At 52.2% G+C, this 24,784-nt stretch carries 22 protein-coding genes and 3 pseudogenes; 20 read left to right on the top strand and 5 right to left on the bottom strand.

Features of this window, described 5'->3' with window-relative positions:
- Window positions 1-4: 4 nt before the first annotated feature.
- From glmS to AYR47_RS31870, 7 genes and pseudogenes are all read left to right on the top strand, one after another.
- Window positions 5-1,837, top strand: coding sequence for a glutamine--fructose-6-phosphate transaminase (isomerizing) (gene glmS / locus AYR47_RS06975; protein ID WP_033900499.1), 1,833 nt, complete (start codon window positions 5-7; stop codon window positions 1,835-1,837).
- A 278-nt stretch (window positions 1,838-2,115) separates the two neighbouring features.
- Window positions 2,116-2,973, top strand: a complete 858-nt coding sequence (locus AYR47_RS06970; RefSeq protein ID WP_061433812.1) for a TnsA endonuclease N-terminal domain-containing protein — start codon at window positions 2,116-2,118, stop codon at window positions 2,971-2,973.
- Window positions 2,970-5,139: pseudogene (locus AYR47_RS06965) on the top strand (Mu transposase C-terminal domain-containing protein). The gene AYR47_RS06970 and the pseudogene AYR47_RS06965 overlap by 4 nt, the downstream one beginning before the upstream one ends.
- On the top strand, window positions 5,136-6,605 hold the full coding sequence (locus AYR47_RS06960) for an ATP-binding protein (protein ID WP_019334869.1): 1,470 nt from the start codon (window positions 5,136-5,138) through the stop codon (window positions 6,603-6,605). The pseudogene AYR47_RS06965 and the gene AYR47_RS06960 overlap by 4 nt, the downstream one beginning before the upstream one ends.
- 15 nt (window positions 6,606-6,620) lie before the next feature.
- Window positions 6,621-7,046: pseudogene (locus tag AYR47_RS32920) on the top strand (TniQ family protein); the annotation flags it as partial.
- Between the two features lie 102 nt (window positions 7,047-7,148).
- Window positions 7,149-8,300 carry a TnsD family Tn7-like transposition protein gene (locus tag AYR47_RS06955; protein ID WP_227496890.1) on the top strand — a complete coding sequence of 384 codons (1,152 nt, stop codon included), beginning with the start codon at window positions 7,149-7,151 and terminating at the stop codon, window positions 8,298-8,300.
- Between the two features lie 318 nt (window positions 8,301-8,618).
- Entirely contained in the window at window positions 8,619-10,292 is a 1,674-nt protein-coding gene (locus AYR47_RS31870) for a TniQ family protein (RefSeq protein WP_074321233.1), read from the top strand.
- Between the two features lie 386 nt (window positions 10,293-10,678).
- Here the strand turns inward: AYR47_RS31870 and AYR47_RS31865 are convergent, their stop codons facing one another.
- A complete protein-coding gene (locus tag AYR47_RS31865; protein WP_019334872.1) occupies window positions 10,679-11,236 on the bottom strand; it encodes an arsinothricin resistance N-acetyltransferase ArsN1 family A in 558 nt (185 codons plus the stop codon).
- Between the two features lie 53 nt (window positions 11,237-11,289).
- A complete protein-coding gene (locus AYR47_RS06940) occupies window positions 11,290-11,787 on the bottom strand; it encodes a MarR family winged helix-turn-helix transcriptional regulator (RefSeq protein ID WP_025992770.1) in 498 nt (165 codons plus the stop codon).
- Window positions 11,788-12,167: 380 nt separating this feature from the next.
- On the opposite strand from AYR47_RS06940, the gene AYR47_RS06935 reads away from it, so the two are divergent.
- From AYR47_RS06935 to AYR47_RS31860, 13 genes are all read left to right on the top strand, one after another.
- On the top strand, window positions 12,168-12,590 hold the full coding sequence (locus tag AYR47_RS06935; protein ID WP_019334875.1) for an arsenate reductase ArsC: 423 nt from the start codon (window positions 12,168-12,170) through the stop codon (window positions 12,588-12,590).
- Window positions 12,587-12,943, top strand: coding sequence for a metalloregulator ArsR/SmtB family transcription factor (locus AYR47_RS06930; protein WP_032901556.1), 357 nt, complete (start codon window positions 12,587-12,589; stop codon window positions 12,941-12,943). Before AYR47_RS06935 ends, AYR47_RS06930 begins: the two co-directional genes overlap by 4 nt.
- A 25-nt stretch (window positions 12,944-12,968) precedes the next feature.
- Window positions 12,969-14,252 (top strand): arsenic transporter, encoded by a 1,284-nt coding sequence (locus AYR47_RS06925; protein ID WP_038444690.1) that lies wholly within the window; start codon window positions 12,969-12,971, stop codon window positions 14,250-14,252.
- A 16-nt stretch (window positions 14,253-14,268) separates the two neighbouring features.
- Entirely contained in the window at window positions 14,269-14,739 is a 471-nt protein-coding gene (locus AYR47_RS06920) for an arsenate reductase ArsC (RefSeq protein WP_038444687.1), read from the top strand.
- 46 nt (window positions 14,740-14,785) lie between these two features.
- On the top strand, window positions 14,786-15,499 hold the full coding sequence (gene arsH, locus AYR47_RS06915) for an arsenical resistance protein ArsH (RefSeq protein ID WP_058825476.1): 714 nt from the start codon (window positions 14,786-14,788) through the stop codon (window positions 15,497-15,499).
- Window positions 15,500-15,524: 25 nt separating this feature from the next.
- Entirely contained in the window at window positions 15,525-15,953 is a 429-nt protein-coding gene (gene arsC / locus AYR47_RS06910; RefSeq protein WP_019334880.1) for an arsenate reductase (glutaredoxin), read from the top strand.
- A gap of 303 nt (window positions 15,954-16,256) precedes the next feature.
- On the top strand, window positions 16,257-17,390 hold the full coding sequence (locus tag AYR47_RS06905) for a nucleoid-associated protein (RefSeq protein ID WP_038444681.1): 1,134 nt from the start codon (window positions 16,257-16,259) through the stop codon (window positions 17,388-17,390).
- Window positions 17,391-17,392: 2 nt separating this feature from the next.
- Entirely contained in the window at window positions 17,393-18,655 is a 1,263-nt protein-coding gene (locus AYR47_RS06900) for a hypothetical protein (RefSeq protein ID WP_061433810.1), read from the top strand.
- Window positions 18,656-18,973: 318 nt separating this feature from the next.
- On the top strand, window positions 18,974-19,306 hold the full coding sequence (locus AYR47_RS06895; RefSeq protein ID WP_019334883.1) for a DUF2790 domain-containing protein: 333 nt from the start codon (window positions 18,974-18,976) through the stop codon (window positions 19,304-19,306).
- A gap of 218 nt (window positions 19,307-19,524) precedes the next feature.
- On the top strand, window positions 19,525-20,850 hold the full coding sequence (locus AYR47_RS06890; RefSeq protein WP_058825474.1) for an OprD family porin: 1,326 nt from the start codon (window positions 19,525-19,527) through the stop codon (window positions 20,848-20,850).
- Between the two features lie 227 nt (window positions 20,851-21,077).
- Window positions 21,078-21,353: a metal/formaldehyde-sensitive transcriptional repressor gene (locus tag AYR47_RS06885; protein WP_061433809.1), complete on the top strand. Its 276-nt coding sequence runs from the start codon at window positions 21,078-21,080 to the stop codon at window positions 21,351-21,353.
- An 11-nt stretch (window positions 21,354-21,364) separates the two neighbouring features.
- On the top strand, window positions 21,365-22,318 hold the full coding sequence (gene dmeF, locus AYR47_RS06880; RefSeq protein WP_061433807.1) for a CDF family Co(II)/Ni(II) efflux transporter DmeF: 954 nt from the start codon (window positions 21,365-21,367) through the stop codon (window positions 22,316-22,318).
- Between the two features lie 43 nt (window positions 22,319-22,361).
- Window positions 22,362-22,544, top strand: a complete 183-nt coding sequence (locus AYR47_RS31860) for a DUF1289 domain-containing protein (RefSeq protein ID WP_017341650.1) — start codon at window positions 22,362-22,364, stop codon at window positions 22,542-22,544.
- A 319-nt stretch (window positions 22,545-22,863) separates the two neighbouring features.
- Here the strand turns inward: AYR47_RS31860 and AYR47_RS31855 are convergent.
- From AYR47_RS31855 to AYR47_RS32500, 3 genes and pseudogenes are all read right to left on the bottom strand, one after another.
- A pseudogene (locus AYR47_RS31855) lies at window positions 22,864-23,332 on the bottom strand (DUF411 domain-containing protein).
- Between the two features lie 162 nt (window positions 23,333-23,494).
- Window positions 23,495-24,559, bottom strand: a complete 1,065-nt coding sequence (locus AYR47_RS06870) for a copper resistance protein B (RefSeq protein WP_038444668.1) — start codon at window positions 24,557-24,559, stop codon at window positions 23,495-23,497.
- Complete coding sequence (locus AYR47_RS32500; RefSeq protein ID WP_139302248.1) at window positions 24,531-24,776, bottom strand: hypothetical protein; 246 nt, start codon at window positions 24,774-24,776, stop codon at window positions 24,531-24,533. The genes AYR47_RS06870 and AYR47_RS32500 overlap by 29 nt, the downstream gene beginning before the upstream one ends.
- Window positions 24,777-24,784: the final 8 nt, after the last annotated feature.

The following is a 24,784-nucleotide window of genomic DNA, read 5'->3' as shown; positions in this document are numbered from 1 at the left end:
CACCATGTGTGGCATCGTAGGCGCAGTCGCTGAACGCAACATCACCCCGATCCTGCTCGAAGGCCTCAAGCGCCTGGAATACCGCGGCTACGACAGCGCCGGTGTGGCGGTCTTCACCAACGCCGGCAAGCTGGAGCGCATGCGCCGTCCGGGCAAGGTCAGCGAGTTGGAGCAGGCCCTGGCCGGCGAGCCGCTGGTTGGTCGTCTGGGTATCGCCCACACCCGTTGGGCGACTCACGGTGCGCCGTGCGAACGCAACGCCCACCCGCACTTTTCCGGCGACCTGGCCGTGGTGCACAACGGCATCATCGAAAACCACGAAGTGCTGCGCGAGCAACTCAAGGGCCTGGGCTACGTGTTCACTTCGGACACCGACACCGAAGTCATCGCCCACCTGCTCAATCACAAGCTCAAGGACCTGGGCGACCTGACCGTCGCGCTCAAGGCCACGGTCAAGGAACTGCACGGCGCCTACGGCTTGGCCGTGGTCAGTGCCAGCCAACCGGACCGCGTCGTCGCGGCTCGCAGTGGCAGCCCGCTGGTGATCGGCCTGGGCCTGGGCGAAAACTTCCTCGCCTCCGACCAACTGGCCCTGCGCCAGGTCACCGACCGCTTCATGTACCTGGAAGAAGGCGATATTGCTGACATCCGTCGTGAAAGCGTGGCGATCTGGGACGTTAACGGTCAGTCCGTCGAGCGCGAAGCCGTGCAATACCGCGACGGCGCCGAAGCCGCCGACAAAGGTGAATACCGCCACTTCATGCTCAAGGAAATCCACGAGCAACCGGCTGTGGTGCAACGCACGCTGGAAGGTCGCCTGAGCCAGAACCAAGTGCTGGTCAACGCCTTCGGCCCACAGGCCGCCGAGCTGTTCGCCAAAGTGCGCAACGTGCAGATTGTCGCCTGCGGCACCAGCTACCACGCCGGCATGGTTGCGCGTTACTGGCTGGAAGAACTGGCCGGCATCCCGTGCCAGGTCGAAGTCGCCAGCGAATTCCGCTACCGCAAGGTGGTGGTACAGCCCGACACCCTGTTCGTGACCATCTCCCAGTCCGGCGAAACCGCCGACACCCTGGCCGCCTTGCGCAACGCCAAGGAACTGGGCTTCCTGGCCAGCCTGGCGATCTGCAACGTCAGCATCAGCTCCCTGGTGCGTGAATCCGATCTGACCCTGTTGACCCAGGCCGGTCGTGAAATCGGCGTGGCGTCCACCAAAGCCTTCACCACCCAGCTGGTGGGTCTGTTGCTGCTGACCCTGTCCCTGGGTCAAGTGCGCGGCACCCTGGCCGAAGGCGTCGAAGCCACCCTGGTCGAAGAATTGCGCCGCCTGCCAACCCGCCTCGGCGAAGCCCTGGCCATGGACAGCACCGTGGAAAAAGTCGCCGAACTGTTCGCCGACAAGAACCACACCCTGTTCCTCGGCCGTGGCGCGCAATACCCGGTGGCGATGGAAGGTTCGCTCAAGCTCAAGGAAATCTCCTACATCCACGCCGAAGCCTACCCGGCCGGCGAGCTCAAGCACGGCCCATTGGCCCTGGTGGATGACGACATGCCGGTGGTCACCGTGGCGCCGAACAACGAACTGCTGGAAAAGCTCAAGTCCAACCTGCAGGAAGTCCGCGCCCGTGGCGGCCAACTAGTGGTGTTTGCCGACGAGAAAGCCGGCATGACCAACGGCGAAGGCACCCACGTCATCAACATGCCGCACATCAACGACACCCTGTCGCCGATCCTCTACACCATTCCACTGCAGCTGCTGTCGTACTACGTCGCTGTGTTGAAAGGCACCGACGTCGACCAGCCGCGCAACCTGGCGAAGTCGGTGACCGTGGAGTAATCCGCCACATCCTGGAGGCCCGCTGGCTTCTAACAATAAAGATTGACACTTAACAATAAAGATTGACACGCCGTAACATAGATTGACACAAGGCCGAAACCCCCGTATTTACGGGGGTTTCCATTTTTTGGCTGAGCCATCGGTCTAGATTCTCCGCTTCGCCACGCTCCGGGAGTAGGCTAAAGAGGGCTGTACCATGAACAGGGGGTGGGCGATTTTTTCCTATAACTATTTTTCAGGGCGAGGAGAGGCGGTCCCGGCGGACGAAGGAGGTAGCATTGCGCGGTCGTAGGTTTTCGTCTGAGACAGATATTCAGCGGCATATTTCGAATGGATTCGGTAGCGGAGCTGGTGCCAGTTATCTGCCGTGGCTGCGCGTCCAAGACGTGCCTTCCAGAGGACGCTCCCACAAGATCCAAGGTGTGAAGATCGATCGTCTCCACCACCTCTTTTCTGACCTCGAACGCGCTTATTTTTTGGTATGTGAATTTTCGGAAAATGTTGTGGATATACGCGAACAGTATCCACTGCTACCGCGAGAAAGTGCTCAAGCAATCGCGAGCTCTATGGGAGTGCGATACCCGAAGTATCCGAAGACAGTGCTTCCTTACGTTATGACCACGGATTTTTTATTAACGATAAAAAAGCCCGATGGCAGCTTTAAATCCGTAGCCAGAACAATCAAATACCGCAGTGACCTCGAAGGCAAAAAAGCCAGGAGGACGTTGGAAAAATTTGAGATCGAAAAGCGTTTCTGGACTGGCCAACACGTTGATTGGGCCATTGTCACCGAAGAAATGTTCAGCCCCGATTTGATCAAAAATTTAGGCTTACTCAGGAAGTTCGCTCAACTGCCGCGCGCCTTGGCAGAGCCATCATTACACACAGATTTTCTGGGGCACTTAGCGAGCTGTCGTCCCTACCCGTGGAGTACTGCTGAATCTCTGCGAAAGATTGCCGCACGTTTATTTATCTCCTATCAAGACTCTCGGGCTTTATATCATCACCTGATATGGGCTAAGTCGATCAAGGTAGATTTGGTTGGTACTCCCATTCAAATGACTGCACCACTACCAACATTTGAAATCATTGAGAAACCAATGAAAATTTCACTGACGGCGGAGGGCCTATCATGAAAGTCCAAGTCAATGATTGTTTCGAACCGCTTACTGAGTTTTCCGTCGTGCCGGGCTTCGTTAGGGTCTTGTACCTCAATGAGCGATACGATGCGGTCGTTTTGATCCAATTAACGGATCCGCCCCGCCAACCGATTGGTTTAGGGCCTGGAGGAGCTTCGCGGATCCGTCATTGCAGGTGATACGAAGCTAGCCAAGGTCGTTACGCCTGAGTTTCTCTTAGTGTTAGAGGATGACTTGGATGAGAAAAAGAAGCGGGAAAGGGATGAAAAGTGGAACATCATCGCACCCCTGATCGACTCAGGTTATCCAGGTCAGATATTCGCTCCTGGTGAGATGGGTCAAATGGTCGGCGCTAGAGCTGTTGAGCTCGGTATACAGCGCAAGAGCATCTATCGGCTTCTGTACCGTTACTGGATCAACGGCCAAGTTCGAAATGCGCTCTTGAAAAACTATGCGGGCGTCGGAGTTCCTGAGCGCAAGTATGATCCCGCAAAGCCCCCGGGTAGGAAGCCAAGGTATCAAGGTATTGCCGTTTCACCGACCAAGGTTATCGATGCAGTGGATAAGCGCTGTATCCGTATCGGCTACTCGTTATTTGTCGGGGATAAGACTTCTACGATAACCAACGCCTATGTTGAGATGCTCAGGAGGTTCTATACCGCGAAAGACCTGTCGAAAAATCCAGAATCAGGCGGTCGTTTGCTACCCGAATCGGAAATTCCTTCCTTTAGACAGTTCGATTATTGGGGAAAGCAATATTTCGACGAGGTTGAAACTGAACGTGGCCGTAAGGGAATGCGTAAGTGGCTAAAAGATTGCCGCCCCCTTTCTGGAACCGTCCGTGACTGGCTTCGTGGCCCCTGCCATCAGTTTGAGATCGATGCCACCATTGCGGACATTTATCTCGTGAACGGATACTCCAGGCGAATGCTCATTGGACGGCCGGTTGTGTACGTCGTCATTGATAGCTTTTCCGGCATGATCGTCGGTCTCTATATCGGATTAGAGGGCCCGAGTTGGAACGGAGCCAGGCAAGCGCTTTTCAACGCTTTCACTTCGAAGGTTGAGTTTTGCGCTACCAATGGGGTCACAATCGATTCAGAGGAATGGGCCTGTCATCACCTCCCACATCACATCTACGCTGATCGAGGCGAGATGTTGGGGAAAGCAGCTGAGGGTCTTGCCACTGGCCTGAATATCGAGCTGGGAATCGCTCCGCCTTACCGCCCTGACTGGAAGTCGATGGTTGAGAGCCGGTTCGGTATCCTGAACAACCTGACAGGCATCAGGTGGCTTCCTGGTGGTGTAGCTGCTAGGGAGAAGGAACGTGGCGAGCGAGATTACCGACTCGATGCAACGCTGAGCATTAAAGAGTTCACCAAGATTATCATCCAGTGTGTCCTTCACTATAACCGCTTCAACAGGCAGCCCGACAGGCTCACTCAAGAGATGATGAACGACGGTGTCGATCCGACGCCGTCAGGTATCTGGACTTGGGCATTAGAAAATGGTCATGTCGAACCAAACAATCATCCCGACGAGATGGTCTATCTCCATTTGCTTCCGCGTGAGCAAGCGACGGTGCAAAAGGGTGGTGTGCTATTCCGAGGGATGCACTATGTCTGTGATGTAGCGATCGAGAACAACTGGTTTGCGAAGGCCCGTAGCCGCGGGGTTTGGTCGATAGAGTGTTGGTATGACCCAAATTCCTCAGCACATATTTGGATTCGGGGAGACAACAAACAGTTCATCCGTTGCGATTTGCGTAAGTCTGATAGCAAGTATGCTGGTTATCGATCCGATGAGATTTTCGATCTGCTCGAAGCTTACCGCCAGACTCCACCGACTCATAAACGTGCTGAGCTGGAGAGTCGGATTTCGTTGCTGGAGGAAGTTAATAAAGTCGTCAGCGGTGCGATCGCTGAGCGAAATGATGAGCCAGCGCCTGCGACCAAAGCTGAGATGATTGGAAATATTCGTGAGAATCGCGCCGTTGAGCGCCTCAAGGAGCGTGAGACCGCCCATGTGCCAGAGGGTGTGAGGATTGAATCGCCTGTGCTCAAGACAGAGATCTCCCAAGATCGCTCAGAAAACTTTGCCGGCCCTCGCAGCGCTCAGGTTATCGATATGCTCAAACGCCTCCGCCCAGGACAAAACTCATGAAAGGCGCCCAAGTTTTCGCAAGCTACACGAAGCAGGCGATAGCGGACTACGCGGGAAATCCACTCATCGAAGCGCTGCCACCGATCTTCTCAGAAGAGGTGGCAATGCAACTAATCTCGAACTTCCCCCGTCCTGTTGATCCAGAAGAGCTGACCCTCGACCGATCGACTCGGGTTCACTGCATCGACCGCTTGAGAACGGTGGTCCAGCCTTTGTTGGTCCACATGGATCTGGAGTCCGTATTTTCATTGCTGGTACGACGTGGGTACGTCGGACGCAACCCGACCTCTCCAGACACTGTCAGACATCTTCACTCACTTTCGGGCGCACAGCGCTACCACGATGGATTCAAGTCCACTGCCGAAACGTTCAGTCTGGTTGGCCTTAGTGGCATTGGAAAGTCCACCGCACTCGAAGCCATTTTGAGTCTCTACCCTCAAACGATTCGCCACGAGCGTTATGAAGGAAAGCAGTTCGTTCATACCCAGATCACCTGGCTCAAGCTTGACTGCCCCCGAGATGGTTCGCTGGCAGGCTTCTGTCAGCAATTTTTCTATGCGGTCGGGCGAGCTTTAGGTGATGAGGATTACTACAAGCGGTATAGGGCTCGGAACATCAATGACTCGTTGCAACAAATGGAACAGGTTGCGAGTACATTTTTCATCGGAGCTTTGCTGATCGACGAACTTCAGAACCTGCACCTTGCAAAAACTGGGGGCAAGGACAACATGCTCAATTTCTTCCTCCATCTAGTGAACAACATCGGCATTCCCGTGGTGTTCATCGGGACAAATTCGATGATCAGCCTATTTTCGGACGTCATGCGCAACGCAAGGCGTTGCTGCGGCGTCGGGGTACTCGAATTTAAACGTTTTGAGAAGGACGATGACGAGTGGCGCATGCTTGTTGAAAACCTCTGGAGCTATCAGTGGTACCAGCAGCCGGTCGAACTGACAGAGGATGTGTTTGATGCGCTGTATGAGCATACACAAGGGGTCACCGACTTTTTGGTGAAGCTTTTGGTGCTCAGTCAAAGGTACGCGATCCAGAGTGGTTCGGAATGCGTTACCGCCGAGACAATTGCGTTGGTGAGCAACACCAAGATGCAGATATTGAAGCCAGCTTTGTCCGCTCTGCGAAGCCGAGATCCGAAACGGATGCGGCAGTTCGATGATTTGCTTCCGATTGAAGACCAACTAAGCGACATGATGGCGTTCGATGGTGTGGCTCGGCCGGAGCGACTGGCATTGCTGCGCAGTGTCATCAGTCGCAGCGACAATAATGCTACCAAACCTAATGTGGCGGCCGTTAACCAAGTCAAATCGCAGTCACCTGCGGCGGTGGCGGTTGAGACCTCAGAGGCACAGGCGCTAAGTGAAAGTGAAGACTCCATTGAGGCGTTGAAGAGCGCCGGTTGGATAAGCAGTGATCTCTTTGAGTTTTCTCCGTTGTATCGGAAGGGGTGAATTAAGGGTGACGAAATGGGGCTCAAATTCCATTTCTTTCCGGCCGTTTTCCACGATGAGACGCTTCACAGCGTTCTCTCAAGATACGCCCGGCTCTGTGGCGTACGTAGTTGCGCAGCAGTTTTCGATGGAGCGCAGTCCGCGAAATGCTTTTCGCAGAACGTTGCTTTTCCATGTCGACTAGCTGAGCTTGTCGAGGCGCTGCCGTGTGATACAGGCTTATCGCTAGCCGCTGTTATAAAGCGCCATACGCAACTGCCCTACTACGAACCTTTTTTGACCCCGCAACAGGTGGGCGACGCCAATATCTTGATGGCGGGAAACGGCAAGGGGTTGATGCTAAGGTTGGGGTTAATCGCGAGCCGACTCCAGTTTGCTTCGAGAGTGCGATTTTGCTTCGACTGTGTCGAACAGGACATGGCCTGTGTGGGAGCAGCGTACTGGCACCGTGTGCATCAGCTTCCAGGCGTTTTGATCTGTCCCCACCATGGAACTCCGTTGAGGCTCCTTGATTACCGCTGGTTGAGCAGAAACTCTCGAAGAATGCATTTACCGGACGATGAGGACGTTCAGTCTCACTCCATTTCGCTAGAGATCCCTCAAAATCTACAAAGTGCTCTGCACGAAATAGCGCAGCGTTCGATGCAGGTGCTTGAGACCGATGTTCCGCCATTATGTCCTGATGCGATTCGCTCGGTGTTTCTGGATAGCGCTATTGCCTTGAAAATGGCTTCCGATACTGGTCGGCTGCACTTAGGCATTTTGGCGCGACACATGTCTGCATTCTTTGAGGGGCTCCCCTCCTCAGGGGAGTACTCGATACTGAGCAAGTCGTCTGCGGATATACCGGCGGCCTGGATTGTGAAGCTTTTACGTAAGCCGAGGGGCACCCATCATCCACTGAAATTCATCCTGCTGGCCTGTGCGCTCAAGGTCGACATGGAAAGGATACTGCGGCCAAACGGTCCTATTACCGAGTCGCTTAGTCGAACTGCCAATACCGAAACTCCCTGTGGACGAGCTGCCAACAGATCTCCAACCAATCGCTCAAGCACCAATGAGTATATGAGTGAGGCATCTGAAACGATCTGGACGCTGGCGCTCTCGGGGGCTAACGCTAAAACCATAGCGTCAGAAACAAGGAGCTCGGTTACATGCGTCTATCGAATGATACGCGCGATTTCGAATGGACCTGACCTATGGAAAGAGGCGAGGCTTTCGAAACTTCTGGTTGATAGGAGGAACCGATTTGACGGGGAATACAGAGCTCGCCTAGCTCATGAGTGTCGAGATTATGTGTGGCTTCATCGAAACGATCGGCAATGGCTGTCCGAGCTGACACAAGAGCCAGGTAAAGCCCACAGACCGCGCGGACAGCAGGCAGAAAGATTCAAAGACCTCGACCTTGCCAACGAAGTGGTTCAATGCGCTGAAATGTTACGAGCGCTTCCAGGTAAACCTGTCCGCATCTCACGGACAAAAATAGGCAGAGAGCTTCATGTGTTATCTAGGTTTGAAAAGCAGCTCAACAAGCTGCCGCACTGTGCGGCTGCACTGGCAGCCGAATGCGAAACCCTTGATGCATTTCATCGGCGGCGCCTGAGCTGGGCCGAGCGGAAGCTAAAACTTGACGGCAAGCCAATCACTCAATCAGCGCTGTATCGAACAGCGTGTCTCAGAAAACTCCAAATATGAGTGAATGCACCCTGATCCGCGTATGAATATTGCTCTGTAACGCCGTCGGCACAAGCCTCTATATATATGAGCTGTGCGTGGATTCGATGTGTGAATTTTGACGAGGCGTGCAGTGAAAGTATTTATATGTGTGGTGTATTGTATTTTGACTCTGGCGTAAAAACTGCTGTTTTCTAATAAAATAATTGCTGGCTGTTCGCTACTGTATGGCGTTCATTTTTAAAAATCCTTACCCGGGTACACGGTGATATGTGATAAAAGAACACCATCCACAGGACTCGCGTCCTACCAGAACCCACGTTAGAAAGTCGGCTACTCATGTCCAGTATTCTGTTTTTCCCAATGTCTATGCCAGACGAGACACTATTATCTCGTATTACGAGATACCATTTTTTGTCCGGAAACAAAACCGAGGCAGAAACCTTTCGTGATCTTTTTGGCGTTGCGCCATTTCAGCTATCTATCATACCGAAGCAATTAGAAAACCTTGCTTCTCGATTGCCGGGAGTTAAAGAAAGCAACTTGGCTGAGTTGCTTGAGATTAACACTACGTTCCCAGCCTACAAACCTTTTATAGGATTATCAAAAGAACCCTCTAAGGAGTTTGACAAGGTTTTATCTGATGTCGCTCGAGTGCCTAGGAGAGAAGGTACGAGGAATAGCAGAGCTAAAATTTGCTTGGCCTGTGTGCAGGCCGACCTCATAGAGTGTGGCTACGCATATTGGCACCGAGCTCATCATGTACCGGGCGTTACAGCGTGCTGGCGACATGGTGAAGAACTTCTTCAATCTTGCCCTAATTGCTCTCATCCTTTTTATCGTAAAAACCGATTGTTACCGGGGTTGACCGATGATTGTGCTTGCGGGTGGAACGCTGTTAAACCTGCGAACCGCTCACTCGCCTCAAATGAAGAGCGCGAGTTTGCAGTTTTTGTAAATGATATTCTGCAACGCAATCTGCCATCGATAGATTATACGGTTTTGGCTGCTTGTTATCGGCGTCAAGCAAAGAAGCAAGGGTTTGTTCATGGGAACCTAATTGGCACAGCTAAATTATTTAGCAGTATTCGTGATAAGTTCAGCGATAAAATTATTTCAAAAATTGATTTGGCATACGCAGCTGGAATTCGAAGTCAATGGATTAGGCTATCGACAACAAGAGGTCAAATTGATATGCCGTTGGCAAGGCATCTTTTAATATCTCTCCATCTTTTTGGATGTGCAGAAAAGTTTGAGAAATGCTTGGCAGAAGAGTCTCTACTTGCTAGCTCGGCAAACCCGACGGTCCGTCTTAAAGAGAAAACTTTGCCAGAACATAAGAAAAAGGCTTATCGAGAAAAAATCTCAATGCTACTTGAAGTGAAGCCAGGCATTGGTATGGACTATCTTTGGGTAAGTGCTTATCAAGTAACCCGTTGGCTCAACGAAAACGATAAGGACTGGTTGTTGAGTAAAATTACAGGGAACGTAATGCAGAAGAGTAGTGCCGAGCCGGCGGTGAACGATGAGGACGAAAAATACGCAACTATTCTTATAGAGGGCGTTGAGAACTTGTACCGCATCACCCAAAAACAGGTGCGAGTAAATATCAGTAACATGCTTGCACTTTTGCCGCGAAAAGTAAGTAGGCAGCGTGCGACTCGTAAGTCTTTCCCGTTGTTGTCAGCTCAACTTGAACTTCAATTTGAGTCTCTTTGGCATTTTAGGTTGCGGAGATTTATATGGACGATGTCGGAGATCGCGAGGCTTAAGTTACCGCCAAACAACTCCAGCTTGAGATTATTGACAACAGTACCTCATGTGGCCTGCCAGGCTCTCATAAATCACTTCGAGTGGAATTTAGACAGCATGGTTAAGGACGGCATTAAGGTTGAGGTTATGCTTAGAAATACCGGCGTCTCGCGGCAATGGGAAGGGCCACCAGGTTATGATATTCCCATGGGTGGCAATGCATACATGGAGATGATCGCGTCCAATTCAAAGCCCCAGTAGATATTTTTATGGCGTGGCGCAGTTGCTCTGGATCCGGTGATTTCTGTGGCTTATTGCTGGGCGTTGGATGTCATTGTTAATACCGACGCCTATTGCGTATTGATCGGGCATTGGATGTGCACCGATAGCAGCGGTTTACGCATATACGGGATTTATGCCGCATACGTCGATTTCGCGTATTCAATGTCCGCAGACATCGGTATCTATCTCAACGTCGATTCAAGCATGAGCAGGGGAATTACGTCGCTAGCGCAATCCACTCCAGTGGGCTGCGTAATTACATAGGCTTGACCACCTATTTGCATTCGACTTGACCAGTTAGGCCGTGATTGATTGTTTCGCTGTACGTAGCCTGACTGACAAGATTTTAAGTGTGATAGAGAACCCTAACAGCCGCTTAATCCATTTGATTCAGTCTTGGTTGCAGCCATTGGTGTTAGCCACGGCATTTGATTCGTAGGAATGAGTCGCTCGACAATTGCGCAGTCGATCCAACGACCGTCAAGGCATGCATGTTTCTCGTAAACCCCGACTTGGCGGAATCCGCAAGCTTCGCACAGGGCGAGACTGGCGCGGTTAGATGTGAACACGCGAGAAAGGACTTTCCAAAATCCACGAGCTTCTGCCTCTTTAAGCAGCGCCTGAAGGAGATTCTTACCCAGCCCCTGGCCTCGCACCTCACGGCTCATGTAAATCGAAAAGTCAGCGATGCCGTCATAGCACGCGCGATTGCGGTAGTCACTAAGGCTCGCCCATCCGATGACCTTATCGTGCTCATCAAGCATCACCAGAACGGGATAACGATCATGAGCCTCAAGTCGCTCTAGCATGTCATCAGGGTTACGCGGAGTGGTCTCGAACGTGGAACTTCGTTCCGCAATCCCTTGGTTATAAATAGTGGCTATCGAGGTTGCATCAACTGGCTCAGCAGGACGGATACGCATGATCGGGTTCCATTATGTTGGTAGTAACAACATTTGAATCAAAAAATGGAGATTCAATAGGCTTGCGTTGGATCTGAGCCACGCTCATTTGTGAGGCCGCAGCGTTTTTCGGTAGCTCGTGTAATCTGCCTGAGCAAGGTTAATGCTCCTTGCCTGGCTTCGGCTGAAAGGTTCTCGATCATTGTTATCTCTTCGGCAATGAGATCGCCCCTGATTTTTTCGTAGAGTTCCCTGCCCGCGTCCGTGGCCTGGATCTTCACGGCACGGCGGTCTTCGTTATCCTCAGCGCGTGACACATACCCCTTGCGTTCGAGCGCATCGATTACGCGGCTTGCCGTGCTTTTGTCTAAAAACATCTTTTCAGCCAAGACCTGAAGCCGCATGGCTCCTTTCTTGACCAGCGTTTCGACCGCGTAGCACTGGGTGACTGAAACGTCGTAGCAGCAAATCCGATCTCTATCTCGAAACTGGTAGACACGGACGAGCTGATTCAACGCCTCGTACAGATCCTCGGCATCCTGGGACAACTGGTCTTTTTTCCGCTTCGGCATAATCGTCACAAATTCGTTGTTAGCCGCAACAATAATCTGGGGGATGCAGATCGTCAACAAGCCTCCGCTGGCTGATGACAGGAAATCTGTCGCACTAGCATGTTGTGCCCAACAGCCAAAAAAGAATTCAGCAAGTGAGCTTTGTGGCCCAATCCTGGCACCTCTTAGTGTTGGAAAAATTCGGCCCAATGCTGCTGTTGAACTTGCTGTACTGGTTACAGCTGATTTGCGTTGTGATCAGCTCGTCTTCCGACGAAAAGTCGTCCGACGATCTGACGAGCGCTGCCCTTACACGCTGGTGACCGGCGACGCAAAAATATACGCTTTACCGAATATGCGATAAATCATATATTCGATTCAACGTATGTGTCGAGATTGCCATGTCTGCCCCAATCAAAGTGCTTTTCATCTGCGTTGCCAACTCTGCCCGCTCCCATTTAGCAGAAGCATTGCTTCGGCACACAGATCCGCGTTTTGCCGCTTACAGTGCGGGCTTGGAGCCAACCAGCGTCGACCCGCGTACTGTCGCTGCTCTGGCCAATGTCGACGTAGATGCATCCGGACTGCATAGCAAATCCATTGATGAGCTTCGCGACGAAAAATTCGATTACGTCATCACGCTGTGTGACAAGTCCGCACGGGAATGTGCATGGATGCCCGCCGCTGGCGAAGTCATCACTTGGGATTTCGCAGATCCGGTCACCAGCGATCATCCCGACGCGTTTCGCCACACACTTCATGACATCCATGAGCGCATTAAGCTCTTCGTCTTGGTCAAGACAAAACACTTGGAGGATCTATGACAGAGCCTATGAATCCCACGGCACTATTCAAGTGCTTGGCAGATGACACTCGAACCAAAATCACACTGCTCATCGTGAGCGAAGGAGAGCTGTGCGTATGCGAGCTTACCGCTGCGCTCGACCAGAGCCAGCCCAAGATTTCTCGCCACTTGGCGCTGCTTCGTTCAGCGGGACTGCTGATGGATCGTCGTCAAGGCCAGTGGGTTTACTACCGCCTGAATCCCGGCCTTCCTAGTTGGGTGAGTGCAATTCTGAAGGACGTCGTGGATGCGAATCAGGATTGGCTAGATACCGAAGCCAAACGACTAAGCGACATGAATGCTCGTCCTATCAACCAGCTCGTATGTGGCTGATCTGCTTCCAAATCGAGTGATTGAAATGTTGATTGCCGTACTGATCTTTATTGCCACCATCGTCCTGGTGATCTGGCAGCCCAAAGGGCTGGGTGTTGGCTGGAGTGCAACCTTTGGCGCTGTACTCGCGCTCTTGACTGGAGTGGTCACTCTTGCGGATATCCCCGAGGTGTGGCACATCGTTTGGAATGCCACTGCAACGTTCATCGCGGTGATTATCATCAGTCTTCTGCTCGATGAAGCCGGCTTTTTCGAATGGGCAGCATTGCATGTCGCACGCTGGGGCGGAGGCAGCACTCGTAAGCTATTTGCTTTCATCATCCTACTGGGTGCTGCGGTATCAGCATTATTTGCTAATGATGGTGCGGCATTGATTCTCACGCCCATCGTGATCGCAATGCTATTTGCATTGCGCTTTTCGCCCGCTGCCACCCTCGCATTCGTCATGGCGGCCGGTTTTATCGCTGATACCGCGAGTTTGCCTCTGGTAGTTTCGAATCTGGTCAACATTGTCTCTGCGGATTATTTCAAGATTGGGTTCAGCGAATACGCATCCGTCATGGTGCCGGTGAATCTGGTCAGCGTTGCGGCTACGCTGGTGATGCTGATGTGGTTCTTCCGCAAGGAATTGCCCAAGACTTACGAACTTGCTCAGTTGCATCATCCTAAAGAGGCGATACGTGATCGTCCGACTTTCATAGCAGGCTGGTGGGTTCTAGCTCTGCTGCTGGTCGGTTTCTTTGTCGTCGAGCCTCTGGGCGTGCCGATCAGTGCCATTGCGGCTGCCTGCGCATTCATTCTTTACGTCATCGCGGCCCGTGGACACGCCATCGACACCGGCAAGGTGCTCAAGGGCGCGCCATGGCAGGTGGTGATCTTTTCCCTGGGCATGTATCTGGTCGTCTACGGCCTCAAGAACGCCGGTTTGACCAACCACATCGCCCAGATCCTGAATGTATTTGCCGGCTACGGTGTCTGGGGCGCGTCCTTGGGTACGGGGCTGCTCACAGCCTTTCTGTCTTCAATCATGAACAACATGCCCACTGTCCTGATCGGTGCCTTGTCCATTCATGCTGCCGAAGTCGATGGCGTCGTTCTTCAAGCAATGGTGTACGCCAACATCATTGGCTGCGACCTGGGGCCGAAAATCACTCCCATCGGTAGCCTGGCCACGCTCTTGTGGCTGCACGTGCTGGCCAAAAAGGACATCACGATCAGCTGGGGTTACTACTTCAAGACCGGGATCGTGCTGACCTTGCCCATCCTTATCGCCACCCTCTGCGCCCTGGCATTGCGCCTCAGCTTCTGAATCAAGGAATCTACTGATGAAAGTCTTGTTCATGTGTACCCACAACAGCTGCCGTAGCATCCTCTCCGAGGCACTTTTCAACCACCTGGCGTCAGAGGGCGTGGAGGCGGTCAGCTCAGGAAGCTTTCCCAGCGGTCGAGTGAACCAAAGGGCATTGCAAACGCTGGAGGCTGCGGGCATTTCCACGGCAGGCTTGAGCAGCAAAGCTTCGGATATTTTTGAAGGCTCTCCACCAGACATCGTGGTAACCGTATGTGACCGGGCAGCGGGTGAAGCGTGCCCCATCTTTTTCGGGCCAGCCTTGAAGGCCCATTGGGGTTTGGCCGATCCGTCGGAAGCCACTGGGTCGGAGATCGAGATCACAAAAGCGTTTGACGCCACTCTCGCCAAAATTCGCGAACGCGTGAGCGCGTTTCTTGCGCTGCCGTTGAAAACCATGAGCCCTGATCAGCTCAAAGCTGAACTGAACCGTATCGGTTCGCTTTGAAGAGCAATGGAAGTTGTGCCTACTTGGCGCATCCCTAGGAGTTTGTATGCAAGATACGCTGCCGAATGTCCAAGCCGAGCTGCTTGACATTCCAACCCTGGAGCAACTGGCGCCTCGCACGTCCTCACTCCATAAACCTCGAATCCTTCTTCTGTATGGGTCGACACGAGAGCGATCCTTCAGCCGGTTGGTGACCCAGGAGGCCGCTCGACTTCTGGAGCAGTTTGGCGCTGAAACAAAGATATTCGATCCGTCGGGCCTTCCGCTGCCGGATGATGCACCCGACACCCACCCCAAAGTCGCGGAGCTGCGCAAACTGATGCAATGGTCGGAAGGCCAGATGTGGTGCTCTCCTGAGCGACACGGCTCCATGAGTGCGGTTTTCAAGGCTCAGATTGACTGGGTTCCGCTGGCGATAGGTGCTGTACGACCTACGCAAGGAAAGACCCTTGCGGTGATGCAAGTCTGCGGCGGCTCGCAGTCCTTCAACGTAGTTAATCAGCTGCGGGTACTGGGGCGTTGGATGCGCATGTTCACCATCCCAAACCAATCCTCAGTAGCTAAGGCCTTCACCGAATTCGATGAGACGGGCCGGATGAAGCCGTCCTCGTACTACGACCGTCTGGTCGACGTGATGGAAGAACTGATGAAGTTCACGCTGTTGTTGCGTGATCGCCAAGATTACCTGGTTGATCGTTACTCCGAGCGTAAAGAGTCCGCTGGGGAGCTATCCGAACGCGTCAACCAGCGATCCATTTGAGCCTCTCAACAGCGAGACATCAGATATGAATCAGATCACGATTTATCACAACCCGGAATGTGGCACTTCCCGCAATACCTTGGCATTGATCCGCAACAGCGGTGAAGAGCCAACGGTAATTGAGTACCTGAAAACCCCACCTGATCGGCCAACGCTAATCAGGTTGATCAAGGATATGGGTATAGAGGTGCGGGCGCTCCTCCGTATCAAAGGCACGCCGTACGAAGAGCTTGGGTTGGGCGATCCGTCACTTGCCGATGACCAGCTCATTGACGCCATGATGGCTCATCCCATCCTGATCAATCGTCCCATCGTCGTGACCCCCTTGGGGGCACGCCTGTGTCGTCCGTCTGAGGCTGTCCTCGACCTGCTTCCACAAGAGCAGCGCGGCAGTTTCGTCAAAGAGGACGGACAGGTCGTTGTGAAAATTGATGATCTGGGCCGTAAAGTCTGATCCCACGTAAGCGATACGCAGCAAACGTAGGGGGGGATGGTGGTGAGTCATAATCCGAAATTTGATGTCGTGGTTATTGGCGGCGGCCAATCCGCGCTTCAACCCTCCGCTCCTCGTGCTGATGAATGGCATAGATTATGATACTGTATACATATACAGTTATTGGGTTCGTGCAGCCTTACTGATCGGTAGGTATTGGAGCCCTTCGGTGATATCTGATATCGAGATAAGCCCTGAAGTTTGCTGGGTAAGGTGCTATTTTCAGTGATTCCATATTGATACTATCGGAACGGAATTCGACCTATGATTACGCTGAAAACTGCCATTATTCACAGCTTCAAGAAGCTGGCCAAGACCAGTTTTATCTCCGAGGTGGTCAAGAAGGATGTGGCGCTCGATACTGAAAATCCCGCGTTGCATTTTCTGGTCAATGGTATCCACGGCCTCATCGGCAAAGAAGGCAACAGCGTGGTCTACGGCCAGTTTGCCGATGATGACCGTCAGGGACCGTTTCCAGAGCGCTTCACCGCGTTCGTAGAAGTACAAGATGATGAAGCGCGATTTATCGACTTGACCCACTTGGCAATGGACCAGTTGGTGGAGCAAGCCGGTAATCAAGTCTTATCGACCGGTGGACACATCCTTTGCGCTCAGTACACCGCAGGTGCAACCGACTTTTTCCTGGTCGCCAGCATGAAGGAACGCGGCGGTATACAGCTGGACGAGAACTATGTGCCCAAGGAAATTCAAGAGGTCGATCTCAACAAGGTTCAGCAGGCCGCCAGGATCAATTTAGCGAGCTTCGTGGCCATAAAGGCTATGGCTGCTGCGGCCGCTGCTGCGCCTGAGCAGAATGAAGATGACGCGGAGGATGAAGTGGATTCAACCTACCTGTGCTTCATCAGCCGGGGCCGTGATAGTCAGGCATCCGATTATTTCATCTCTGCACTGGGATGCGCGAAAGGAGTAGCTTCCGGACGCGCTACCAAAAATGCCATTGATAACGTTGCACGGTTTTTTCGCGACAACAAAACGTTAAAAGGCTTTGGTTACAAGGCCAAAGAGGCGGTGATCAAGTATCTGGAGGAGCAGTTGGCCGCAGGCAAATCTGCGCGCTTGGACGCTATCTGCCACGTCGCTGTCGCACACGTACCCGCTGACTTAGTGGATGAAATTGTTGGGCTGAAAGACTATTTGAATAGCGAGAAACATAAGGTGCCAGACGACTTTACGGTCAATGCGAAATCGCTGAAAGAGAAGACCCGTATCAAGGGGGACGCGGCTAACTGGTCGTTGCAATTCGAGCGTGGAGCGTTAGGTAAGGATCCGGCCGCAGACGTTTATTATGATGAGGGACGGAAAAAGTTGACACTGTCCAATCTGACTGCCGAACTGGTTGGTGTGATCGAGAAAGAACTGCTGGCCAGGGTCGGCTAAGAATGTTTTCTAATGTGGTAGCTCTCTACCGCGCCATTGGAGCGCCCACCATTGAGGACGGAGTCATCCGCTATGAGGGGATGCCAACGCCCGACATTATCGGTGCGTTGCGAATGTGCGATGGCCTGCCCGCAGCCTATGGCAAGTTCGAGCATTGCTCTGAAGAAGCAGACTCTCTCGATATTGAGTTTCGCTTGCCATCGAACGAGTCTGGCCGGTTCTACGCGAACTTAGGCGAGTTTGTCGCTCGCAATGGCTCATTGGGCAAGGGGCAATTCCCGAGCAACGTATACATTGTTGAGCTCTGTTGGGCAGATAGTGATGACATCGAGCCTCCGACGATTAAGGCGCTCAGGCGCGTCTGCCGGCTGATCGAGCTGCTTGCACTGCTAGCGATCGGTGTCGACAAAGACAGCAGCCAAGATGGTTTTAATCTGTTCTTTGCCTTGCCTCCCGATGGGGCTAAGCCTCCGAGAACTTTTCTGTTACCTACCCAGGTTGACATCAAGGTTCTTGACTATGAGCTCAATCACCTGAGCTTGTTGGAAGAAATACTCAATCGAAAAAACGAAAATAAGGCACACCTCTCCGAACGAAAATTAATGATTCGGATGGCGGTGGCTAGCGTCATCGAGAAGTTTGAGAGCGAGCCCAATCTGTTCTTGGTGATCGTGCGGGAGTGGCGGGAGGTCCTCGCCACATACCGCGCGAATCTGCAAACCTACGTCTATAGCTTCTCGTTTGAGCGGGCCCGGCGCGAGGTGGCCCAAGCTGAAATCGACTATGGCACCAAGCTTAGCGGGGTGCTGGGCGACATCGCCGGCAAGATGCTCGCCCTGCCGATATCGCTAGCGGGTTTGGTCGTGTTGGAGAAAACAACCTCAAAATTCGAAGGTTTTATCCTTGTCCTTGGGCTGGCAGTTGTTTCTGTGGTTCTACTTGCGATCCTCCACAATCAAATGCTGCAAACGGAGCGCCTGCTGCACAGCTTCAATGTCATTTTCGATGATTTCAAGGACAAGATAAAAACATATCCCCCGAAACTTCAGGGGCTGCTCAGGATCACCATCGATCAAGTCGACAAGCAAGGCCGAACCCTCACCAGGACCTTTCGGTTGCTGAAGGGGTTGTCCCTGCTTCCAATCGTCGGTGCTTTGCTGCTAGCCGCGATAAAATACTGGGACGATTTCTTATGGCTGTTAAAGGCTATCCTAGCGATGGTGTTTTCGGTACTCAACGTAGCCCCTAATATTCTCAGCCTATAAGGCTTTTGTAACACGTTCCTCGTCTCATCTTACTGCGCTCAAACCACTCATCCATATGGAGCAGTCCAAGCAGCTGTCCATAATATAGATGAGATGTATCTTTAATAAAAAAAGCTTGGGTATTTCGTGAGAAACTCGAGTTGATCTTTAATGCTTATCTGACATATTCAGCCTACTTCGCCAACAAGTTAAAATTCTAATAGTCGAGCTCACCAGTGCTGAGGGACACCTTACGCATATGTAATATTCGCGGCAGCTTTCTGAAAGGCATCACTGGTTATCCTCTAGTCAGAAGTAAGTGAACACTAGGAGAAAATCATGAAATCACTAAAAGCTTTTTTTGCCGTTTCCATCTTGACCTTGTCTTCTTTGGCCATGGCTGAAGGAGGTGGTGACCGTGTTTATGGTCGAATGATGCAAGAGAACCAGAAGGCGATGGAACAGTACGCCTTAGAAAATGGAAAGACGACACCTGAAGTTGTTCATTATGAATATGGAATGAACCTCGATGTCCAGAAGGTAATCAGTACCACTCAAGCCAATAAAACCTGTGGCGTAGCTCCTTCGCGCATGACCTATGAAGATTCGGCGGGCAAGCTCAACACCCTGGAATACAAGGTTATGGGTACTAACTGCCCTCACGGAAGCTAGTTAGCGTTGGCCCTAGCTGCGCCAGTTTGTTCGGTATGTTTTGAGCCTGCTTACTGTTCGCTGACATAGAAGTAATTTTCAGGTCACGCTGGAGTTATCTATTGTATGAAATTATGTCTGCCGGCACGTAGGAGAAATCCTCACGTGCTGGTGGCTTTTTATAATTATAAAAAATATTTCATAAAGAAACTCTGCCAAGCTAAAGCCTGGAGTGTTAAATGAACAATAAAAGCATTTATGGTCTTTCTCTCATTGCCCTTGGCATGAGCATGGGGCAAGTTGCAGTAGCTGTGGAGCAAAAACCTGAAGGGTTCATTGAGGGGAGCACCTTTAGTATTCTGAATCGGAATCTCTATCTCAATCGTGATTATCGAAAGGGCCAGTCAAGCCCCACGGGCAATGGTTACTCAGCCGAATGGGCTCATGGCATCATTGGCCGATTCGAATCGGGCTTTACTCAAGGTACGGTAGGCTTCGGCATTGATGCGTTTGCAATGGAAGGCCTCAAGCTCGATTCAGGTGATGGTCGCTCGGGAGCCCGTAGCTCAGTCGATGTCTTGCCGCACAATAGCAAAGGCCAACCTGAAGACTCCTACTCAAAAGTAGGCGGGGCCGCAAAAGTGCGCTTCCTGGATACAGTCGTCAAGGTAGGGGACGTATTTCCATCGACACCTGTCGTGGCCTATGGGGATTCCCGACTCCTCCCTGAGAGTTTTCGTGGCGCAACGTTCACCAATACCAGCATCAAAGACCTGACCCTTCAAGGGGGTCGGCTGCATGCGATGAGCCAACCCAATTCCAGTGGCATGCGTGACGGCTTTTCGACTTTCTACGCCGGTGCAGTAGATGCTCCGTGGATCGCTTATCTAGGGGGCGATTACACGGTCAATGAGCACGTAGGTGTGAGTCTTTACACCAGCCAATTCAAGGATGTGTGGAACCAGTATTACGCAGGCACCACATTGAACTATCCGCTCTCAGACAGCGTATCGCTAATCGGTGGCTTTAATTACTACCGAGCGGTTGATGAGGGTAAAAAACTTCTGGGAAGCTTCGATAACAACATCTGGAGCGGCAAGACCGGGGTCAAATTCGGAGCGCATACCGTGACCGTTGGGTATCAGCGCAATAATGGTAACGACGACTTTGACTACCTACGCCAATCAGACTCGATTTTCTTGGATAACTCCATTCAGTACAGCGATTTCAACTCACCGAAAGAGCAATCCTTGCAGCTGCGCTACGATCTAGATATGCAGGCTTTCGGCATCCCCGGTCTCAGCTTCATGACCCGCTACGCTAAGGGTTGGGATGCGGACTATTCCAACGCGAACAGCGTGTACATGCGTCGCGGAGCGGACGGTGCCCCATTGCAGGACCAAAAGCGTTGGGAGCGAGACATAGAGGCCAAATACGTCATCCAGTCCGGCTCACTGAAGGACATGTCTTTACGTGTTCGCCAAGCAACAACACGAGCTACCGATTTCGAATCTGATTTGGACGAGGTCCGACTGATTGTTGAATATCCACTGCAACTCCTCTAACGGGCATTAGCCATCGGCATTAACTGTCCGGTATCCCCGATACACCCCGTCTCTTTGTTTCTCCTTTGGTTTGGAGACGGCTTAGGCGCCCTAGTGGCGCCTTTTTTTGGATTGAAAAAACTGTTGGTATATCCAGGCGTTTGCAACGCGGCGGCGAGCATCCCTGGGGTTGTATGGCTAATTGGAACGTGTGATCATACTCTCAATATAGGTAGGGGGGGTATGGTATGGGTCATGTCAGATCAAGCAAAGACGATCTTCTTAAGCGCGTAAAGCGAATCGCTGGGCAAATCCAGGCGATTGAGCGAGCACTCGACTCTGATGATGACTGCTCGAAAACCTTGCTTTTGGTCGCTTCTGCCCGTGGCGCTATCAATGGGCTGATGGATGAAATTATCGAAGACCACGCTCGTGAACACGTCGCGAATCCGACACTCAGCAACGACGAAAGAGCGAAAGGTGTCGACGAGCTGCTCGAAGCCATTCGCCGCTATTCCAAATAGGATCTGCCTCGATGAGCACCGACTATTCACACGACCATATGTTCCTTGGGAAATCACATGAAGAAAACGCCAAGCGAACCTTGTGGGTGGTGGCCCTGACCGTCGTAATGATGGTTGCTGAAATCACCGCAGGTTATCTCACTGGCTCAATGGCGTTGCTTGCCGATGGTTTTCACATGGCAACGCATGCAGGAGCGCTGGGCATAGCCGCAGCTGCTTACGCGTACGCGAAAAGACATGCCTCAAGTGCTCGCTACAGTTTTGGAACTGGCAAGGTAGGAGACTTGGGTGGCTTCGCTTCTGCTCTGATTTTGGGACTGGTTTCCTTGGGAATTGCTGGAGAGTCGCTGTTTCGTCTCTTTCAACCGACTCAAGTGCAATTCGGGACAGCGACTCTAATCGCAATTGTCGGACTAGCAGTGAATGTGGTGAGCGCGCTTTTGCTGTCTGGCGGTCATGATCATCACCATGGGCATGACCACGGCCACGATGAGTCTCACCATGCGCATGGTCACGACAATAATTTGCGCTCTGCATACGTTCACGTCATTGCAGATGCACTGACTTCGGTTCTGGCCATCGCAGCCCTTCTTGCTGGTCGGTACCTTGGTTGGGTATGGCTCGACCCTGCAATGGGGATTGTGGGTGCCGTTGTGATTGCACGCTGGGCTTGGTCGTTGATGCGGGTGACTTCGGGTGTATTGCTCGACCAGACAGATGATCATGTCGCTGAAGAGATTCGTGAACTGGTTGAGCGACCGGGAGATGCTTCGATCATTGATCTTCATGTCTGGCAGGTTGGGCCGCAAGCCCGCGCCGCGATTGTGAGTGTTCTGGGCAGCCCAGCAGTCAATGCAGAAAACATACGAGAACGGCTTGCGACGGTTCATGAGATCACTCATCTGACAGTTGAGTACCGCACGAAGTTGGGCGCTGACGCACCTGATCAGATCGTTCTGGCTTAGCTATGAACCCGCAGCACGCATAAGTTCGACGAGGAATTGAACAATGGCAAAGGACATCGAAAATCCCTGTATTTCTGTTTGCCAGCTGAACAGCGAACTGTGCGTTAGCTGCGGTCGCACCAAGGAAGACATCAGAAAATGGAAACGAATGAAGCGTCCAGAAAAAATGGCCGCTGTACAACGCGCGACCCTACGTCTGAAGAGCCTTCAAAAAAAGAACTCTTAAGCCACCGTCATTTACGTTTTCTACTGTTTCAGCCGAGACAGATGTCCTGATTCGGGAAGGTACGCTGAGGGTGCAACGCCATCTCCGAACTTAACACTATCGCGATCAACTGCGCAGTGCTTGTCAGCATGCGGAGGATGGGATCATCTCAAATTCTTATTGAGGACTGCGGTTCGGGGTTATCTGATTAGGCACAAGCATGCCTTTACGACGGCTGTTGATCGTCTTTAGCCATGGCTTGAGAATGAAATCGAAGGAGCATGTCCCGCTGCATGGTCATGAACGCTGACCATGCTGTGACGGGAGGGATGGGGTGGGATTAGTTTTGAGGGTACTCAGCAATGACCTGATCTGTGCCAGCTTTGGTCAGGCCGATTATCTGGTAGGGCCTCATGCACTCCGTCGACTTCCATTCCTGGAGAACCAGGTGGCATGCCAGGAGCAGCGATCCCGAGAAGGTCGTCGCGTTTACTCATCGCAATTATTTGCTCAGCTGGCACGTGGCCTTCAACAAACTTCCCGTTGATCATCGCGGTGTGACAAGACGAGAGTCGTGGAGCGACACCCAGATCTTGTTTGAGAGCACTCATGTTGGTTTCTTCATGATCGATGACGGTGAAGCCATTGGCCTCAAGATGCTGAATCCATTTTTTGCAACATCCGCAGTTTGCATCACGATGCACATCGATGGTGAGGGCCTGCGCCGCTTGAGCCGTTGAGCCAATGAACAGCGCGGCGAATGTTGCGATACGCAGAGATCGACTTGAAAGTCGGAAGCTACCTGTCATGAATATTTCCTTTTCCCTTGGAGACGGCGAGATGTTCTACGAAGCAATAGAACTCCACTCAAGCGTTCATGCCGCTGCAAAGGTTGCATTGAAGGATCTACTCTAGAGTCGGGGAGCTAACTCCCCGATCATTAGAATTCGTAGGGCTAGTGCTCAAATCGCTTAGAACCACATCCGAATACCAGCTACAAATCGGGCCTCGTTTGTTTTTTCCCCTTCATCGCTGGCCAGGTCAGCCGTCTTACCGTATGAGCGATTCCAGCTAACTCCAATGTAGGGTGCGAATTGACGAGTAATTTCGTAGCGCAACCGCAGGCCTAGTTCGGTGTTGGCCAATCCAGATCCTATGCCGCGCTGAGGATCATTTTTCCCGTACAAGTTTACTTCGGCGGTCGGCTGCAAGATCAGGCGATTGGTCAACAGGATGTCGTAATCGCCTTCAAATCGAGCAGCGGTTTGACCGTTCTCACCAATATAAGCAGTCGCTTCAGCTTCAAAGTTATAGAGGGCCATGCCCTGAATACCGAGCGCTCCCCAGGTTTGAGGTGACCCAGGTTTGAAGTCTTGTCGAATGCCGGTGACGACATCCCACCATGGACCGATGGCGTGTCCCCACAGAGCCTGAAGTTCAGCGTTTTCGGTTACGCCATTTGTACGTTCACCTTCCGAACGCAACCAGAGGCGGTCGACGTCACCGCCGATCCACCCTTTTGCATCCCAAGCCAGCGCACTGCCGTTGTCAGCGTCTTGGTACTCAAATTTATCCAGGAGGATGAACGAGTTAATTTTTTTATCGTGCACACCATGGCCTGGTACGTCTGGAAAAGCGGCGGCCCGGTCAGCGTCGGTAAGTACGGGGATCGGGGTTCGGCTTGTGGTAGTCGCCCCTCCATCCATGCTTTCCATACCGTCCATTTGCCCGTTATCCATGCTCATCTTGCTGTGATCCATCGCCCCCATCTTGCTATGGTCCATGGCTCCCATTGAGCCGTGGTCCATCTTGGAGTGATCCATCGCGGCATCTTTCGCTTTGGCTGGTTTGGATTTTTGTGCAGTTGAAGGCTTTGCGTCCGCACTTGATGGCATCGCCATCGACGGATCCATCTCTTCAGCGGCTTGAGCCATAAAAAAGAATGCAGGACCGGTGGAGACTGCAAGTGCCATCAACGTTGGGCGTAAAAACTTACTGGTCATGATCTCAATCTGCCTTTTTGGTTTTTTGGTCATGATCCATCGACTCATGGCTCATCTTGCTATGGTCCATTGACCCGTGATCTAGCTTCGAATCGTTTGCCGCTGCTGGCTTGTCCGTTGCTGTAGCAGGAACAGTAGTTGAATGATCGCTGCCATTTTCCTTTGCCAGCACCGTGGGCGAGAGTCCACTCAGCAGGACAGCGGCAAAGAGGCAACCCACGAGGGAATTACGATTTAGGTATGTGCTCACAGATCGTC

The organism is Pseudomonas azotoformans (assembly GCF_001579805.1).
GTDB classification, from domain to species: Bacteria; Pseudomonadota; Gammaproteobacteria; order Pseudomonadales; family Pseudomonadaceae; genus Aquipseudomonas; species Aquipseudomonas azotoformans_A.
This window is presented reverse-complemented; position numbering and strand designations above follow the sequence as displayed.